Here is a 16360-nt window from a genome sequence, read left to right on the forward strand (position 1 = left end):
CCGCCGCCCTGCCCGTTCACCTGCACGCGGCTGCCCAGCGGCAAGGGCTGGCCCTGCGCGTCCATCAAAGCCACGCTGGCGGCCCGCACGGGCGTGATGCCGAAATGCGCCCGCGCGCCCGACCGGCCGGCGGGAGTGATGAGGCTCTCGGCGCGCTCGATGCGCACGTCGGCGGGCAGGTCCATCGGGTCGATCGCCAGCTTGTTGTTCTGGTAGGCGTTCACCGGCACGACCAGCAGCAGGCCGCTCGCATTGGTCTGCCCCACGGGTCGATTCTCGAGCTTCACAGGCACGCCGGCCACGCCGTCGGTGTCCACCACCGCAAAGGCGTCGTCGATGCGCCGCGCGGCCAGCACCCCGCCGCCCATCAGCACCAGCGCACCGCTGGCGCCTGCATAGGCGTAGCGGCTGGCGCGGCCACCGCCCATTTCGCTCACGCCGGCCTGCACGCGGCCGTAGGGGCCCAGGTAGTTGATTTCGGCCTGGCCGCCGGTCGTGCCGCCGCCCGTGCGCGCGGTGGCGCGCCAGCCCCAGCCGCCGTCGCCGAGGGGGGAGTGCTGCGCGCTGACGGTGCCCACGGAGCCCTGGTCGCCGCTGCGCTGCACGCCGGCGCTCACGCTGGTCTGCGCGTCCCACGACCAGCTCAGGCCGACGAAGATGCCGCGGTCGCTGCGCTTGTCCAGGTTCTGGTTCATGCCCACCGAGACCGAGGTCGTGCGCCCGATCGAACGGAACCAGTTCACGCTGGCGTAGCGCGACGCGTTCTGCCCCACCGGGCGCAGGTAGAGGTAGCTGACGCTGACGTTGCCCAGGCCACCCATGTCATAGCCCACGCTCGCGCTGGCGCTGCCCTTGGCCGGTGCCGAGCCGTAGGCCGTGGCCACGTCGCGGTAGTCGCCCTGGGTGCGGCTGCCGTTCAGGCCCACCGACAGGCGCTCCTGCCGCCACAGGTAGCCCAGGCTGGTCTGCGTGCCGCTGCGGCTGCCGCCCGGGGTGTCGGCGTCGTGCCGGCTGCCTGCGAGCGCCGCCGACAGCGTGCCCGCGGCGCCCAGTTGCCACACGCCCCCCGCGCCGGCCAGCGCCAGGCCGCGCGTCACTTCGCCATGCGCTTCCACCGTGAAGCTGTCGCTGAGGCCGCGGCGCCAGGTGCCGGTCAGCACCGGCTGCTTGCCGTAGTCGAAGGAGCGCAGGCCGTAGTTGCGGCGCACCACGCCCAGGTCCACCGTCCAGTCGCTCAGCCCGGGCGCCAGCAGGCGGCTGCTGTCGAAGAGCGAAAAGCTCAGCGTGGCGGCGCGGCCCAGCGCGTCGGTCACCACCACCTGCGCCGTGCCCGTGCTGTTGATGCGCGGCAGCGCGTTGAGCTGGAAGGGCCCCGCCGGCACCTGGCCGCTGTACTGGCGGATGCCGTCGATGAACAGTTCCACGTCCGAAGGCATCGTGGCCGAGCCGATGAAGCTGGGCAGCGGTGCGGTCTGCCGGTAAGGCTGCAGGCCGAAGTCGCGCGACAGCTGGATGCCGCCGATGCGCGTGGCGCGCGACCAGGGCACGGCGCCGGTGAGCGTATCGCCCACGCGCAGGGTGAGCATCCTGTCGGGGAAGGCCATGCTCCAGGTGCTGTCCATGCGCACGGACTGGTCCTTCCAGCCCTGGGTGTCGTGCGTGCGCTGCATCAGCCAGGTGGTGCTGAGCACGCTGGCGCCGCGGAAGGCGCGCAGCTCGCCGAAGGCGCTCAGGCTGGCGCTGCCGCCCCTGCCCTGGGTGCCGTAGAGGTCGTAGTTCAGCAGCAGGCCGGTGGACGTGCTCAGGGGCTGCGCGGTGACGGCCGCCTGCCCCACGGTGGCCGTGGGCAGCTGCAGCATCGCCAGCGGCGCGGTCAGGCTCAGTTGCTGGCGCGCGGCGTCGTAGTCGGCCACCAGCCCGGGCAGGTCGCGCAGGGGCAGCCATTCGGCGCCGTTGTCGGGCAGGGAGAAACTCAGTTCGCGCAGCACCGCGCGGGAGGCCGACAAGGCCCCGGCCTGCAGGCGAAACGGGTGCAGCCCGCGCGCCATGCCGTTGAGGCTGACCTCCAGGTACAGCGTCATGGCCCCCGGCACGGACTGCGCGGCGGGCGCTGCGTGGGCGGGGAGCGTGGTCAGGGCCAGTGCAAACGGAGCCAGCAAGGCCCTCGCAGCGAACCCGGCCCGCTCAGCGCGCCAGCGGCGCGAGGTTGGCGTCCGTCGTTCTGCCATCGATCATGACCTGCCAGCGACCCGCGCCGACCAGGGCGGCGGGCGACGTCTTCAGCGGCCAGCGCATGGTGGCGCCGGGCAGCACGTAGCCCAGCAGGCCGGTGTAGGCGGCGACAGCGCGGCCGTCCGCGCCGGTGAACACAAGGTCCGCGAGCTGGGCATGCACCCCGCCGCTGTTGCTGACTTCCAGCACGGCCTTGCCGTCCTCGCGCCGCAGGCTCCAGCGCAACTGCGCGGGGGCCGGCTCCGCGCCCGCCGGGGACACGAAGATGGGCAGCGAGTGCCGCATCACGAAGTTCAGGTTGCTCTTCTTGCCATCCGTCGCCGCGCCTGCCGCCTGGGGCACGGGCAGCTCATCCACCAGCACGCGGTAGGCCTCTTCCGCCGGGCCCGCGGGCGGCGGGCCGTTGCGGATCACGCGCACCAGTTGCCGCCCGTCGGTGGGCAGCTGCAGCATGGGCGGGCTGACGACCAGTCCGTCCGCCGGCTCCATGCGGTCCTGCCCGTCCACCTGCGTCCAGCGGAAGACGCGGATCTGCGCGTCCAGCGGCGCGGTTCCCGTGTTGCTGAGCCAGAGTCCATCGCCCTGCCGTGTCGGCGCCAGCGTCAGGGTGACCGGCGAGACCTGCAGGCCGGCCGCCTGGACCGCACCGCCGCCAAGCAGGCATGCGCCCCACAGTCCGAGGATGGCAAGTGCACGTCTCACGATTCAGTACGGGTACGGGCTCAGTACGTGACCGTCACCGTGACGGTGTCGGCGTAGCTGTCCGGGGTGAAGTTGGCGTTGGTGTTCTTGGCGTAGACCGTGTGCGTGATCGCCGCGCCGGTGCCCGTGCCGCCGACGACATTGGCGCCGGTGCCGGTGGTGTTGCCCCACACGGTGCTGTTGCCCGCGTTGGAGTACAGCGCGTAGGGCACCTTGTCGGTGTTGGTGGCCGAGTTGGCGACGGACGACATGGCACCCGTGCCGTCGGTGGTGCCGCCGTTGGTGGACGAAGGCAGCAGGCCGACGGTGTAGGGCGTGGTCTTGGAGCAGGTGACCGAGATGGTGTTGTTGCCCGTCTGGTTGGTGGCGGTGGGCTGCACGGAGGTGCCCAGGCTGATGTCGGAGGCGTTGCCGGCCGTCACCGCGCAGCTGCGCACGATGGTCATCTTGACCTGGAAGCTGGCACCGGCGGTGTCAGCCAGGGCCGAACCGGATGCGAAAACGAGGGTGGCGGTGGCCGCCGCGGCGACTGCGAGCTTGAGCATGAAATCACTCCAAATGTAATCAATAAGACCTGACAGGTCGGTATTTTGTAATCATTTTGCATACGTTTTGACTACAAAGTGGCGCAAGGATGCCCCACAACCGGCCCGTTTGCCCTCGGATTCACGGCGCCTCGGCTCAAATTTCGTGATCTAGTTCTCGTAACAATTGGAAAACTGTTTGCATTGTTTACATTTCCACCACAGTCAAGACACCCCTGCCTCCGCGAAGTGGAGGCCTTGGTGCGGTCGATAGCGGGTGGGGAAGTGGTCGCAACAAGCGCAGGGCTTGGTGGCGCCCGAGGCTGGGCAGCCTCAGGAAGTCGATGCGGGCCGGCTCAAAGCGTTGCCCGGACCCGCCCGGGCGCAGGCGGCAGGGAGTCGCCCTGCCCCCTCGTCAGCCTCAGGCCTTGGCCAACCGCCGCCGCGCCTTCACCGCCGACGCCAGCCCTTCGAGCACCGGCACCGTCTGCGCAAAGCCGATGCAGGCATCGGTGATCGACACGCCGTGCTTCAGCGGCACACCGGGCTTCAGGTCCTGCCGGCCTTCCTCAAGGTGGCTCTCGATCATGATCCCGGTGATGCGCCGCTCGCCGGCCGCGATCTGCGTGGCCACGTCCTCGGCCACCACGATCTGGCGCTGGTGCTGCTTGCTGCTGTTGCCGTGCGAGACGTCGATCATCACCTGGGGGCGCAGGCCGTTGGCCAGCAGCGCCTCGCAGCTCGAAGCGACATCCGCCGCCGAATAGTTGGGCGCCTTGCCGCCGCGCAGGATCACGTGGCAGTCGTCGTTGCCGCGCGTCTCGAAGATCGCGGCCATGCCCATCTTGGTCATGCCCATGAAGGCATGCGGCGCGCGGGCCGCGAGGATGGCGTCGGCCGCCACCTTCACGCTGCCGTCGGTGCCGTTCTTGAAACCGACCGGGCAGCTCAGGCCCGAGGCCAGCTGCCGATGGCTCTGGCTCTCGGTGGTGCGCGCGCCGATGGCGCCCCAGGCGATCAGGTCGGCGATGAACTGCGGGCTCAAGAGGTCGAGGAACTCGGTGCCGGTCGGCAGGCCCAGCGTGGTCAGCTCCAGCAGCAGGCGCCGCGCTCGCTCCAGGCCTTCGTTGATGGCAAAGCTGCCGTCCAGGTGCGGGTCGTTGATGTAGCCCTTCCAGCCGACGGTGGTGCGCGGCTTCTCGAAGTAGGCGCGCATCACGATGAGCAGGTCGTCCTGCAGCGAATCGGCCACCTTCTTCAGGCGCTGCGCGTACTCGATGGCCTGGTCGTGGTCGTGGATGGAGCACGGGCCGACCACGACCACCAAGCGGTCGTCGCGGCCGTGCAGCACGTCGGCGATGGCCGCGCGGCTGCCTTCGACCAGCGCCAGCGTGTTGTCGCGCACGGGCACGCGCTCCTGCAGCAGCGCGGGGGTCATGAGGGGACGCACGGCGCCGATGCGCACGTCGTCGATGCGGGTGGTGTCGAGGGTGCTGTCGCGGGAGCCGACTTCGGCGTCGTGGCGGGGGTCGTCGAGGCGAGACATGGTCGTGGGATGCTGTGATGTCGAGGGGGTTGCTTCGATTGTCCCCCAGCACGCCCTCCTCCTCGGCTCAGGCCGCCTTCAGAAACTCATCGGGGTCCGACGCGGCCTGCATCCGCAGCTGGCCTCACGGGACCCAAGCCAGGCGATCACGCCGACGAACGCGACAGCGTCGCCAACTTCTTCCTCGCGCTCTGCAAGAGGCCGACCTTCTCGACGGGCAGCGGCGCCTTCGTATCTCCGAGCTTGATGATCTCGAGCGCCGCGGGTTTCGGCATGAGTGCATCGCGCGGCGTGAGTCCGTTGAACTTCGCGTTCGAGATGACGTGCACCTTCAGGTGGCGGTGGATGTTCTTCGAGAGCTTCCGGCAGGCGGCCGCCAGGGTGGCTTCGTCGGGCATCGACTGGCCGTGCACGACGAGCAGCTCCAGGGTGCCGTCTTCGTCCTCTGCGAGCACGAAGGCGCGCACGACCGAGGCCTTGAACTTGCCGCGCAGCATCGCGCGAACCGGCTCGGCCGCGGCGAACGACTTGAGGGCGATGTTGCGCAGTTCGTCGTGGAAGATGAACGCGCGGTCGATCGAGAAGGTCTCGGCCTCCTCGGCCTTCGGCTTTTGCTTCTTCAGGATGCCGCTGCTGACGAGGTGCGCCAAGGTGCGTTCCACATCGGCCGTGTCGAGCTTCGAGCGATGGGCCAGCTCGCTGGAAGACAAGGGTTGTTGGGGCGCCGCGTAGGCGACCATCAAGAGCTTTTGCACCTCGGGGGCGAAAAGAAAATCTGCAGCACTCATTTCGCGGTTCTCTGGTTCTCTGCTTCTGTGGGGTTCTCTACAAGCGGGTTGCATTATCGAGAGCGCCCCGCTTCCCGTGCGATGCGGCTTTCTCCACGGCGTTTTCGCGGCGGATTCCGTCACCGCGCATGGCGCCGGCCTACAGCGGAGCCCGGCGCTCACCGGTAAGAACGGCTGAACACGACAAGGAGCTTCAGCCATGGACCTGAAACAGACGATCGACAAGATCAAGCAGGTGGATGCGGCGCGCGCCGACTACCCCGGCGAACACCTCGTCGTGCTCGGCGCCGGCGTGCTGCTGTTGCTGGCCGCGGGCCGCAGCCGGTCGTTCCTGATGCGAGTCATCGCGGGCGCCGCCGGCGGCGCGCTGATCGGCCGGGCGGCGAGCGGCACCGGCGGCATCGCGAAGCTGGCCGGCGTGCTGCAGAACGGGGGCCTGGCATGGCCGCGGCGTTGAACTCACGGGCCGGCGACCCCCGACGGTATTGGGCCCCGTGCCTGGGCGTGGCGCTGGTGGCGATGTCGCTCTTCTATGTGACCTTGAAAGACCTGGTGCACGAGAGCGCGGCGCGTGCTGCGCTCCTGACCACGGCAGTCGTTCCGGTCGAGGCCGAGCCCGACAGATCGACCGCCCGCGAAACGTTGCCGGATGCGGTGACCCGCGCATCCAAGGAACCTGCCACGCTGACGAACACGCACTTCGAGCCCCCAGTGATCGCCCCCGCCGCCAAGTCCGTGCCTGCCGTCGTCGAGGTGCACAAGTGCGTCATGCCCGAGGGCGATGCGGCCTACTCCGACGGGCCGTGCCCCGCAGGCGCACGCGCGAGCACGCTGCGATTGCCGCGCGACCTGCACGCCTCGGCGAGTCCCTGAGCTCTTGAGCGGCTCACCCCGCCTTCAAGAAAACATCGTGGTCCGGCGCAAAGTTGGCGTGCAGCGGCAGCATCGCGCCGCCGAGCGCGCAGGCCTGCGCCCCCGCCCGGCCCCCATGCAGCTGCGGCGCCCACAGGCCTTCCCAATTGCACTGCGCGAGCGCCGCGCGGGTCTGCACCAGCAATGCGTCGAGCAACGCGCGTGACATCGAACCGTCCATCACCACGTCGGCCAGGTCGAGCACCGCGGTGCTGCTGACGATGGCATGCGCCAACGCGCGTGACGCGCTGCCGAGCCAGGCCTGCGTGGCCGCGGCGAACGGCGCTTCGAGCGCGCGGTCGTCATACGCGGCCGTGGCGTCTAGGCCTTCGGCGCGCAGGCGCTGCTCCAGCTCCCACAGCGACGCCTCGGCCACCACCTGCGTCGACAGGCCTTCGGAAGGCTTCTCGGTGCGCATCGGGATCGACGCCAGCGCGCCCGCGTTGCCGTGTGCGCCGGTGTGCAGGTGCGAGTTGATGACCAGCCCGCCGCCCACGAAGGTGTCGACGAAGATGTAGAGAAAGCTCTTGAGGTCGTGCCCGCGCCCTGTCACCAGCTCGGCCACGCAGGCCGCCACGGTGTCGCGCGCGAAGCCCACGGGCACGTCGGTGCGCGCGCGCACCTCGGCCAGCAGGTCCATCTGGTTCCACTCGTCCGACTGCGCCTTCGACAGCCCCAGCGTGCGATGCCAGCCGCCAAGCTGGAACGGCGCCGCCAGCCCTGCCCCCACGTTGCGCGCGGCCAGCGGCCCGAGCCCGTCGCGCAGCCGGTGGATGTGCTCGGCGATCACGGGCAGCAGCGCCGCGGCGTCCGGAAATTCGTAGCGGATCGCGTGGTGCTCGCGCACGCGCGCCGCGAAGTCGATCAGCAGCCACTCGGCGCCGCGCCGCCCGAGCTTCACGCCGATGGCAAAGGCGCCGTCGGGGTTCAGCGCCAGCGGCACCGAGGGCTGGCCGATGCGCCCGCGCACGCGGCTTTGCTTGACGATGAGGCCGTCGTCCTCGAGCCGCGCGGTGATGAGGCCGATGGTCTGCGCGCTCAGGCCCGTGAGCCGCGCGAGGTCGGCCTTGGGCAGGCTGGTGTGCACGCGCAGCGCCTGCAGCACCACGCGCTCGTTGAACTGGCGCATGCCCACCTGGTTGGAGCCGCGCGGACGCAGCAAGGCCGATGGGCGCTCGAGGGCATCGGTATCAAGCATGCGCCTCCGCAGGCAACTGGTCGGCGGTCATGGCACCGGTCATCACGGCCACGGTGTCGCTCATGCTGATCTTCTTCGGATTGAGCACGGCCGCGCGCTTGCCCAGGCGGGCCACGTGGATGCGGTCGGCCACCTCGAACACGTGCGGCATGTTGTGGCTGATGAGCACCACGGGCAGGCCGCGCTCGCGCACGCGGCGGATCAGCTCGAGCACCATGTTGCCTTCCTTCACGCCGAGCGCGGCGGTGGGCTCGTCCATGATGACCACGTGCCGCGCGAAGGCCGCGCTGCGCGCCACGGCCACGCACTGGCGCTGGCCGCCTGAGAGGGTTTCGACCGCCTGCGTCATCGACTGGATGCCGACCTTCAGGTCGGCCATGCGCGCCGTGCTTTCGAGCAGCATCTTCTTCTTGTCGAGCATGCGCAGCACATTGCCCAGGAAGCCGGGGCGGCGCAGTTCGCGGCCCAGAAAAAGGTTCTCGTAGATGGTCATCGCGGGTGCGACGGCGAGGTCCTGGTAGACCGTCTCGATGCCGGCGCGCCGCGCGTCCAGCGGGTTGCGGAAATGCACCGGCGCGCCGTCGAGCAGGATCTGGCCTTCGTCGGGCACGATGGCGCCCGACAGTGCCTTGATGAGCGACGACTTGCCCGCGCCGTTGTCGCCGATCACCGCGAGGATTTCGCCCTCGCGCAGCTCGAAGTCGACACCGTCGAGTGCGGTGACCTGGCCGTAGCGCTTCACCAGGCCCTTGGCCTGCATCACGATCTTGGGGTTGCCCACGGTGTTCATCAGCGGGCTCCCTTGCGCGAGAGTTGATCGGCCGCCACCGCCAGGATCACGAGCACGCCCGTCACCAGCACCTGGTAGATCGACGACACGCCCATCAGCGTGAGCCCGTTGCGGAACACGCCCACGATCAGCACGCCGATCAGCGAGCCCAGCACGATGCCGCGCCCGCCGAAGAGGCTGGTGCCGCCGAGCACCACGGCCGTGATGGCGTCCAGGTTCTCGGTCTGGCCCGCGTTCGGGTCGCCCACGCCGGTGCGCGCCACCGACAGCAGCGAGGCGATGCCGTAGAACACGCCCGCCGCAACGTACACCGCGAGCAGCACGCGCTGCGTGGGAATGCCCACCAGCCGCGTGGCCTCCGCGTTGTTGCCGATCGCGTAGACATGCCGGCCGGCCGCCGTCTCGCGCAGCACGAACCACGCGAGCGCATAGAGCGCGAGCATGAGCACCGAACCCCACGCCACCTCGGCGCTGCCGATGGTGAAGGTGGTGCCCAGGCCCGTGAGGCCGGCGGGCAGGTCGGTGATGGTCTGCGAGGACGAATACAGCTGCGTGATCGCGAACGCGATGTTCAGCGTGCCCAGCGTCACGATGAACGGCGGCAGCTTGATGCGCGTGACCAGCAGGCCGTTGAGCAGGCCGAACAGCGTCGTCACGCCGATGCCGCACAGGATGGCCAGCGGCACCGGCATGCCGAGCTCGGTGGCGAACTTCGTCATGATGATCCCGCCCAGCGCCATCACCATGCCGCACGACAGGTCGATGCCGGCCGTGAGGATGATCAGCGTCTGGCCGATGGCGATCACGCCCACCACCATCACCTGCTGCAGGATCAGCGACAGGTTGCCGCCCGTCAGAAAACGCTCGGACTGCGTCGCAAAGAAGATGCAGGCGCCGAGCAGGGCCAGCCACGGCCCGAGGGCGCCCCACGGGATGTGGTGCGTCGGAGATTTCGCCATCGGTGTGCCTCCCTATAGACCGGGGCCGTTTACTTCTTGCCCCAGCACAGCTCGGTGCCGGTCTTGGTGTCCTTGCTGTCGACGCCGGCCACGCTCTTGCCGGCGATGAGCGTCACGCCGGTGTCGACGTAGCCCGAGGCCTTCTTGCCGGTCTTGGCGAATTCGACGCCCGCGGCCACGCCCATGGCGGCCATCTTCAGCGGGTACTGCTGCGAGGTCGCGGCGATGATGCCGGCGGCCGTGTCCTTGATGCCCTGGCAGCCGCCGTCGACCGAGACGATCATCACGCCCTTCTCCTTGCCCGCGCGCTTGAGCGCGTTGTAGGCACCGGCCGCGGCGGGCTCGTTGATGGTGTAGACCAGGTTCACGTCGGGCGCCTTCTGCAGGCAGTTCTCCATCACGGTCTGCGCCTTGGCCTGGTCGCCGAAGCTGTCGGCCATGCAAACGATCTCGGGCGACTTGGACAGCTCGTTCGACTTGGCGTCGTTGGCCGGCAGGCCGAAGCCCTTCATGAAGCCGTTGTGGCGCTGCGCGCCCACGGGGTGGCCCGGCAGCAGGTCGAGCGCGACGATCTTGGGCGTCTTGCCGGCCATCGCGGCCTTGGCGTATTCGCCGATGAGCACGCCCGCCGTGTAGTTGTTGGTGGCGAAGAGCGCGTCGGTGGCGTCCGGCGGATCGGCCGGGCTGTCGAGCGCGATCACCTGCACGCCCTTGTCGCGCGCCTTCTTGATCGCCGGCACGATGGCCTTGGCGTCGCTGGGCGTGATGAGGATGGTCTTGGCGCCGGCGGCGATCATGTTTTCCATCGCCGTGATCTGGCCCGCGTTGTCGCCGTCGGCTTTTCCTGCCCCCGACAGCAGCTTGGCGCCGAGCTTCTTGGCCTCCTCCTGCGCGCCCTCTTTCATCTTCACGAAGAAGGGGTTGGTCTCGGTCTTGGTGACCAGGCCGATGACGGGCGGGTCGGCGGCCAGGGCCGTGGACATGGCCGATGCGGCAAGGGCCAGGACGGCCAGGGCGGGAACGAAGCGCGGGCTGATGAACATGAGGTTGTCTCCTTCAGGGGGGCGGGCGCACAGCGCCTGCCGTGCTTGCTATGGAACCGGATGACGACCCGCCAACGAGCGGGAAGGCATTCGGACGAGGGGGACTATCGAGCAGTCGACCGACTAAATCAAGCAACTTGAGTTATCGGAAACCCGAGGCCGGACAGGTTCGTTCGGTCAGAGCTGACTGCAACGGAGGATTCCGTGCAGCGCGTAATTTGTAATTCAAACGGCCTCGTTTTTATTGCCGCTCGCTCAATTCTTTTCTGATTTTGACAATTGTCATGGATGTTGATTTATCGTCATCGAAGATGCAAAGAATCGGCAATTCGCAAAACGAAAAATAAAGTTTTCGCTGGAGCCCCACCACTCGCCAGCCGTTGATGCCAATGGATGCGGTGCTCCTTTTTTTCGTTGCGATCCGCCGACCCGCTCGAATGAACAAATAACCTGGAGGGATCGCGGCAGATGTTCGGCCACCTTGTGGAAATACTCAGAAACAGTCCGGAAATCGCATTGTTTCTGGTGCTGTGCATTGGCTACGCGGTGGGCCAGATCCGCTTCGGGCCGATCCAGCTGGGCGGCATCTGCGGCACGCTGATTGCCGCGCTGGTGGTCGGCCAACTGGGCATCCGGCTCGACGACAGCGTGAAGAACGTGTTCTTCATGCTCTTCATCTTTGCGCTCGGCTACGCGGGCGGTCCGCAGTTCTTTGCCAACCTCGACGCCAAGGGCCTGCGGCTGGGCCTGCTGTGCCTGGTCGAGGTGGTGGTGGTGCTCGCGCTGGTGCTCGGCGCCACCGTGCTGCTGTCGCTCGACCGCGGCACGGCCGCCGGGCTGATGGCCGGCGCGGCCACCGAATCGGCGGTGGTGGGCACGGCGACCGACGCGATCTCGAAGCTGTCGCTCCCCGCCGCCGAGATCGCGCAGCTGCAGGCCAACGTGGTCACGGCCTACTCCATCACCTACGTGTTCGGGCTCATCGCCATCGTGGTGGTCACGAGCCAGGTGTTTCCGCTGCTGCTGCGCGTGAACCTGCGCGCCGAAGCCGACAAGCTCTGGAAGACCATGGGCGGCGGCGCCGACGACCCGGACGCCGCCAGCGCCACGCCCGAGATGGTCGGGCGCGTGTTCCGCGTCACCGTGGGACGCGGCCGCTCGGTCGGCGAGCTGACGTCGATCCTCGGGCGGCAGGCCAGCATCGAGCGCGTGGTGCGCGACGGCCAGAGCCTCGCGGTCGAGCCCGGGCTGCACTTGCGCGTGGGCGACCAGGTGCTGGCCATCGGCCGGCGCAGCGCGCTCGTCAACGTGGGCGAGTTGCTGGGCCGCGAGTTCGCCGACACCACCGCCTTCGACACCGTGGTCGAGACCACCGAGGTCGTCGCCAACCGCCGCGAATGGTTCGGCCGCGGGCTGCGCATGCTGGAAAACGAGTTGCCGTCCGCCGTGCAGGTGATCGGCGTGGCGCGCGACGGCCACGCCATGCCGCTCGTGAACGCACTGGTGCTGCAGCGCGGCGACGTGCTCAAGCTCTACGGCCCCGCGCCCGAGGTGGCGAGCGCCATCGCGCAGGTCGGCGACCGCGTGATCGCCTCCACGCGCAGCAACATCAGCTTCGCCGCCGCGGGCATCTTGCTGGGCGTGTTCATCGGCAGCTTCAGCGCGAAGCTGGGCGGCATTCCGTTTTCGCTCGGCACCGGCGGCGGCGCGCTGCTCACGGGGCTGGCCTTCGGCTGGTACCAGTCCAAGCACCCGCACCGCCTGAGCGTGCCGGCCGACGCGCTCGCGCTCATGAAGGACCTGGGCCTGGCCACTTTCATCGCCTGCGTGGGCCTGGCCTCGGGGCCGCAGGCGCTGGCGCTGGTCCAGAAGTTCGGCGTTGCGCTGCCGCTGGTGGGCATCGCCGTCGCGGTGGTGCCGGCCAGCATCTCGCTGTTCGTCGGCCACCGCCTGCTCAAGCTCGAGGCGCCGGTGCTGCTGGGCGCCATCGCCGGCCAGCAGTGCAGCACGCCCGCGCTCAGCGCCGTGCAGAACGCCGCGGGCAACGCCACGCCGCTGCTGGGCTACACGATCACCTACGCCATCTCGAACGTCGTGCTGCCGCTGATGGGCCCGCTGATCGTGGCCCTGGCCGGCCTGGTGCAGCACGCGAAATAAGACAACGACCCGAGACGCTCCACGCCCTTCTCTTCTCTCTTCTTCTCATTGATGCCTTGAAAGGACTTCCTCTATGGAATGGCTGCATGAACTCTTCAAGAAGTCGCCCGAAATGGCGCTCTTCCTCTCGCTGGCGGTCGGCTACTGGATCGGCAAGATCAAGTTCGGCAAGTTCCAGCTCGGCGGCGTCGCCGGCTCGCTGCTGGTGGCGGTGATCGTGAGCCAGGTCGGCGTGCAGATCGACGGCGGCGTGAAGGCCGTGCTGTTTGCGCTGTTCATCTACGCCGTGGGCTTCGAGAGCGGGCCGCAGTTCTTCAGCTCGCTGGGCAAGCAGTCGATCAAGGAGATCATCCTGGCCGCGGTGATGGCGGCCACGGGCCTGGCCACGGTGGTAGTCATGGCCAAATTATTCGGGCTCGACAAGGGCCTGGCGGCGGGCGTGGCGGCCGGCGGCCTCACGCAGAGCGCCATCATCGGCACGGCGGGCGACGCCATCGGCAAGCTCGGCCTCGCCGCGGCCGAAACCGCGCGGCTGCAGGGCAACGTGGCCATCGGCTATGCCGTGACCTACGTGTTCGGCTCGTTCGGCGCGATCATCGTGTGCGTCAACATCCTGCCCAAGCTCATGGGCCGCAGCATCCGCGACGATGCGATCGCGGCCGAGACCGCGATGCAGGCCGGCGTGAAGGTGCTCGGCCCCGACCAGGAAGAAGCAGCGCCCTCGCTGGTCGGGCGCATCTACCAGCTCACGAGCGATCCGCAGCGCACGGTGGCCGACATCGAGAACGCCAACCCGGCCACCACCATCACCATCGAGCGCGTGAAGCGCGACGGCAAGTTCGTCGAGGTCAGCCCCACGCTCGTGCTGCGCCAGGGCGACTACGTGCTCACCGTCGGCCGGCGCGATGCCGTGGTGGCGAGCGCGCCGCTGCTGGGCAAGGAGGTCGACGCGGTCGACGGCATGGAGCTGACGCTGAACAAGCGCGAGATCGTGCTCACCAACAAGGACTTCGGCGGCAAGACCGTCGACCAGATCCGCCAGGCCACCGCCGGCGGCGTGCGCCACGGCATCTTCGTGGTGCAGCTCAGCCGCATGGGCCAGGTGCTGCCGATGAAGCCCGACACCGTGGTGCAGGTGGGCGACCTGGTGTCGATCTTCGGCGCCGAGCAGGACGTGAAGCGCGTCGCGTCCCTCGTCGGCGACGTGATCGTGCCCAGCGCCAAGACCGACTTCGTGTACCTGGGCGCGGGCCTGGTGGTGGGCCTGCTGGTCGGCCTGCTGAGCGTGAAGATCGGTGCCATCCCGCTGACGCTCGGCGCCGGTGGCGGCGCGCTGCTGTCGGGCCTGCTGTTCGGCTGGTACCGCGCGAAGAAGCAGACCTTCGGCGCATTGCCACCCAGCGCGGTGCAGCTGCTGAAAGACCTGGGCCTGGCGGGCTTCGTGGTCGTGGTCGGCCTGACGTCGGGCCTGCAGGCCGTGCAGACCATCAAGGAGCTGGGCCTGACCATCTTCGGCGTCGGCGTGGTCGTCACGCTCGTGCCGATGATCCTCACGATGCTGTTCGGGCGCTACGTGCTGCGCTACGACAACACCGCCGTCTTCGCGGGCGCGCTGAGCGGCTCGCGCAGCGCCAACCCGGCCTTCGGCGAAGTGCTGGGCAAGGCCGAGAACGCCATTCCCACCGTGCCCTTCGCCATCACCTACGCGCTGGCCAACGTGTTCCTCACGCTGCTGGGGCCGCTGATCGTGGCGCTGGTCTGAGCACCGCGCCTTCCCTTTTCTTTCTTCTTTCTTTTTATCAACCAAGGAGTACTCCATGGATTTCGGCGACGTGAAAAAGCTGGGCGGCCTGAGCCCGTTCGAACTGAAGGATGCGCTGATCCAGGTCGCACGACAGAGTGACCGCCTCATGCTCAACGCCGGCCGCGGCAACCCGAACTTCCTGGCCACCACCCCGCGCCACGGCTTCTTCCAGTTCGGCCTGTTCGCCATGACCGAGGCCGAGCGCTCGTACATCTACATGGCGGACGTGGGCGGCTTTCCGCAGCGCGAGGGCATCGAGGCGCGCTTCGAGCTCTTCGCCAAGTCGCACGAGGGCGAGCCCGGCGTGCGCTTCATCGAGGCCGCCGTGTCCTACGTGCGCGACCAGCTGGGCCTGTCGGCCGGCGACTTCATCTACGAGATGTGCGAGGCCATCCTGGGCTGCAACTACCCGGTGCCCGACCGCATGCTGCGCCTGACCGAGATCGTCGTGGGCCAGTACATCCACAAGGAAATGATCGGCACCCACCCCTTCGTGGGCAAGTTCGACATGTACGCGGTGGAAGGCGGCACCGCCGCCATGACCTACCTGTTCAACAGCCTGCGCGAGAACCACCTGCTGTCGCCCGGCGACACCATCGCGCTGGGCATGCCGATCTTCACGCCCTACATCGAGATCCCGCACCTGAACGACTACCAGCTCATCGAGGCGCTGATCGACGCGCCGCCGGAGAACAACTGGCAGTTCACCAAGAAGGAGCTGCAGAAGCTGCTCGACCCGAAGGTCAAGGCCTTCTTCCTGTGCAACCCGAGCAACCCGCCGTCGGTGAAGATCAGCGACGAGGTGCTGGGCTACATCGCCGACATCGTGAAGCAGCGGCCCGACCTCATCATCCTGACGGACGACGTGTACGGCACCTTCGCCGACAACTTCCTGTCGCTGTTCGCGATCTGCCCGCAGAACACCATCCTGGTGTATTCGTTCTCGAAGTACTTCGGCGCCACCGGCTGGCGCATGGGCGTGGTCGCCACGCACGAGGACAACATCCTCGACCGCAAGATCGCCGCCCTGCCCGAGGCCAAGCGCAAAGAGCTCGACGCGCGCTACAGCTCCATCACCACCGAGCCGCGCAAGCTGAAGTTCATCGACCGCCTCGTGGCCGACAGCCGCACCGTGGCGCTGAACCACACGGCCGGCCTGTCGACGCCGGTGCAGGCGCAGATGGTGATGTTCTCGCTGTTCTGCCTCATGGACGAGGGCGAGACCTACAAGAAGTCGATGAAGCACATCGTCTCGCGCCGCAAGGAGGCGCTGTACCGCGAGCTCGGCCTGCCGCTGCAGCCCGACCCGAACTCGGTGAGCTACTACCACCTGCTCGACCTGCAGGACATCGCCACGCAGATGCACGGCGAGCGCTTCGGCAAGTGGATCCTCACGAAGCTGCAGCCGAACGAAGCGCTGTTCCGCATCGCCGCCGAAACCAGCATCGTGCTGCTGCCCGGCCGCGGCTTCGGCGGCAAGCACCCCTCGGGGCGCGTGTCGCTGGCCAACCTCAACGAGTACGACTACGCGAACATCGGGCGCTCGCTGCGCAAGATGGCTTCGGAGTACTTTGCGATGTTCGAGAAGGAGGTGGGGGGTGGCAAGGCGGGCACGGCGAAGACCGCCGTGGTCAAGCCCGTGAAGACGGGCAAGGCCGGGAAGAAGAAGTAGCCCTTCTCCCCGGCTACCGGCCCCGCAGGGCGC

Annotated in this window: 14 protein-coding genes; 5 read left to right on the top strand and 9 right to left on the bottom strand. The window is 68.4% G+C overall.

Annotation, left to right across the window (positions count from 1 at the left end; all coding sequences use genetic code 11):
* The 5 genes from AC07XP_RS09510 to AC07XP_RS09530 form a co-directional block, all read right to left on the bottom strand.
* Window positions 1-2159, bottom strand: a 2159-nt coding sequence (locus tag AC07XP_RS09510) for a fimbria/pilus outer membrane usher protein (RefSeq protein ID WP_495264499.1), incomplete at its 3' end; no start/stop codon positions are given.
* 25 nt (window positions 2160-2184) lie between these two features.
* On the bottom strand, window positions 2185-2934 hold the full coding sequence (locus AC07XP_RS09515) for a fimbrial biogenesis chaperone (RefSeq protein ID WP_495264500.1): 750 nt from the start codon (window positions 2932-2934) through the stop codon (window positions 2185-2187).
* A 20-nt stretch (window positions 2935-2954) separates the two neighbouring features.
* Window positions 2955-3479, bottom strand: a complete 525-nt coding sequence (locus AC07XP_RS09520; RefSeq protein ID WP_495264501.1) for a Csu type fimbrial protein — start codon at window positions 3477-3479, stop codon at window positions 2955-2957.
* A gap of 400 nt (window positions 3480-3879) precedes the next feature.
* Window positions 3880-5004: a 3-deoxy-7-phosphoheptulonate synthase gene (locus AC07XP_RS09525; protein WP_070059418.1), complete on the bottom strand. Its 1125-nt coding sequence runs from the start codon at window positions 5002-5004 to the stop codon at window positions 3880-3882.
* A 146-nt stretch (window positions 5005-5150) separates the two neighbouring features.
* Window positions 5151-5792, bottom strand: a complete 642-nt coding sequence (locus AC07XP_RS09530; protein ID WP_495264502.1) for a hypothetical protein — start codon at window positions 5790-5792, stop codon at window positions 5151-5153.
* Window positions 5793-5991: 199 nt separating this feature from the next.
* Here AC07XP_RS09530 and AC07XP_RS09535 point away from each other — a divergent pair, with 199 nt between their 5' ends.
* Window positions 5992-6249, top strand: a complete 258-nt coding sequence (locus AC07XP_RS09535; RefSeq protein ID WP_369632308.1) for a hypothetical protein — start codon at window positions 5992-5994, stop codon at window positions 6247-6249.
* Entirely contained in the window at window positions 6246-6665 is a 420-nt protein-coding gene (locus tag AC07XP_RS09540; RefSeq protein ID WP_495264503.1) for a hypothetical protein, read from the top strand. The genes AC07XP_RS09535 and AC07XP_RS09540 overlap by 4 nt, the downstream gene beginning before the upstream one ends.
* Window positions 6666-6678: 13 nt before the next feature.
* Here the strand turns inward: AC07XP_RS09540 and AC07XP_RS09545 are convergent, their stop codons facing one another.
* From AC07XP_RS09545 to AC07XP_RS09560, 4 genes are read right to left on the bottom strand one after another with little or no spacing between them, the layout of a single operon-like run.
* Complete coding sequence (locus tag AC07XP_RS09545; RefSeq protein WP_159272300.1) at window positions 6679-7902, bottom strand: ROK family transcriptional regulator; 1224 nt, start codon at window positions 7900-7902, stop codon at window positions 6679-6681.
* Entirely contained in the window at window positions 7895-8692 is a 798-nt protein-coding gene (locus AC07XP_RS09550) for an ATP-binding cassette domain-containing protein (RefSeq protein WP_495264504.1), read from the bottom strand. Before AC07XP_RS09550 ends, AC07XP_RS09545 begins: the two co-directional genes overlap by 8 nt.
* A complete protein-coding gene (locus AC07XP_RS09555; protein ID WP_095947395.1) occupies window positions 8692-9651 on the bottom strand; it encodes an ABC transporter permease in 960 nt (319 codons plus the stop codon). The genes AC07XP_RS09550 and AC07XP_RS09555 overlap by 1 nt, the downstream gene beginning before the upstream one ends.
* Before the next feature lie 29 nt (window positions 9652-9680).
* Complete coding sequence (locus AC07XP_RS09560) at window positions 9681-10694, bottom strand: sugar ABC transporter substrate-binding protein (RefSeq protein ID WP_495264505.1); 1014 nt, start codon at window positions 10692-10694, stop codon at window positions 9681-9683.
* Window positions 10695-11162: 468 nt separating this feature from the next.
* On the opposite strand from AC07XP_RS09560, the gene aspT (AC07XP_RS09565) reads away from it, so the two are divergent.
* The 3 genes from aspT (AC07XP_RS09565) to AC07XP_RS09575 all read left to right on the top strand — a co-directional run bounded on the left by aspT (AC07XP_RS09565) (window position 11163) and on the right by AC07XP_RS09575 (window position 16327).
* Window positions 11163-12851: an aspartate-alanine antiporter gene (gene aspT, locus AC07XP_RS09565; protein WP_495264506.1), complete on the top strand. Its 1689-nt coding sequence runs from the start codon at window positions 11163-11165 to the stop codon at window positions 12849-12851.
* Window positions 12852-12924: 73 nt separating this feature from the next.
* On the top strand, window positions 12925-14613 hold the full coding sequence (gene aspT / locus AC07XP_RS09570) for an aspartate-alanine antiporter (protein WP_062475727.1): 1689 nt from the start codon (window positions 12925-12927) through the stop codon (window positions 14611-14613).
* A gap of 55 nt (window positions 14614-14668) precedes the next feature.
* The gene (locus AC07XP_RS09575; protein WP_369632303.1) at window positions 14669-16327 is read left to right on the top strand and encodes a bifunctional aspartate transaminase/aspartate 4-decarboxylase; all 1659 of its coding nucleotides are present in this window, start codon (window positions 14669-14671) and stop codon (window positions 16325-16327) included.
* Window positions 16328-16360 lie beyond the last annotated feature (33 nt).

Source organism: Variovorax sp. GW531-E2, from assembly GCF_059423125.1.

Bases quoted from the DNA above. Each gene is read 5' to 3' on its own strand.
- AC07XP_RS09555 (WP_095947395.1), bottom strand. From the start codon at position 9,651: ATGGCGAAATCTCCGACGCACCACATCCCGTGGGGCGCCCTCGGGCCG.
- aspT (WP_062475727.1), top strand. From the start codon at position 12,925: ATGGAATGGCTGCATGAACTCTTCAAGAAGTCGCCCGAAATGGCGCTC.
- AC07XP_RS09560 (WP_495264505.1), bottom strand. From the start codon at position 10,694: ATGTTCATCAGCCCGCGCTTCGTTCCCGCCCTGGCCGTCCTGGCCCTT.
- AC07XP_RS09520 (WP_495264501.1), bottom strand. From the start codon at position 3,479: ATGCTCAAGCTCGCAGTCGCCGCGGCGGCCACCGCCACCCTCGTTTTC.
- AC07XP_RS09530 (WP_495264502.1), bottom strand. From the start codon at position 5,792: ATGAGTGCTGCAGATTTTCTTTTCGCCCCCGAGGTGCAAAAGCTCTTG.
- AC07XP_RS09525 (WP_070059418.1), bottom strand. From the start codon at position 5,004: ATGTCTCGCCTCGACGACCCCCGCCACGACGCCGAAGTCGGCTCCCGC.
- AC07XP_RS09550 (WP_495264504.1), bottom strand. From the start codon at position 8,692: ATGAACACCGTGGGCAACCCCAAGATCGTGATGCAGGCCAAGGGCCTG.
- aspT (WP_495264506.1), top strand. From the start codon at position 11,163: ATGTTCGGCCACCTTGTGGAAATACTCAGAAACAGTCCGGAAATCGCA.
- AC07XP_RS09575 (WP_369632303.1), top strand. From the start codon at position 14,669: ATGGATTTCGGCGACGTGAAAAAGCTGGGCGGCCTGAGCCCGTTCGAA.
- AC07XP_RS09535 (WP_369632308.1), top strand. From the start codon at position 5,992: ATGGACCTGAAACAGACGATCGACAAGATCAAGCAGGTGGATGCGGCG.
- AC07XP_RS09545 (WP_159272300.1), bottom strand. From the start codon at position 7,902: ATGCTTGATACCGATGCCCTCGAGCGCCCATCGGCCTTGCTGCGTCCG.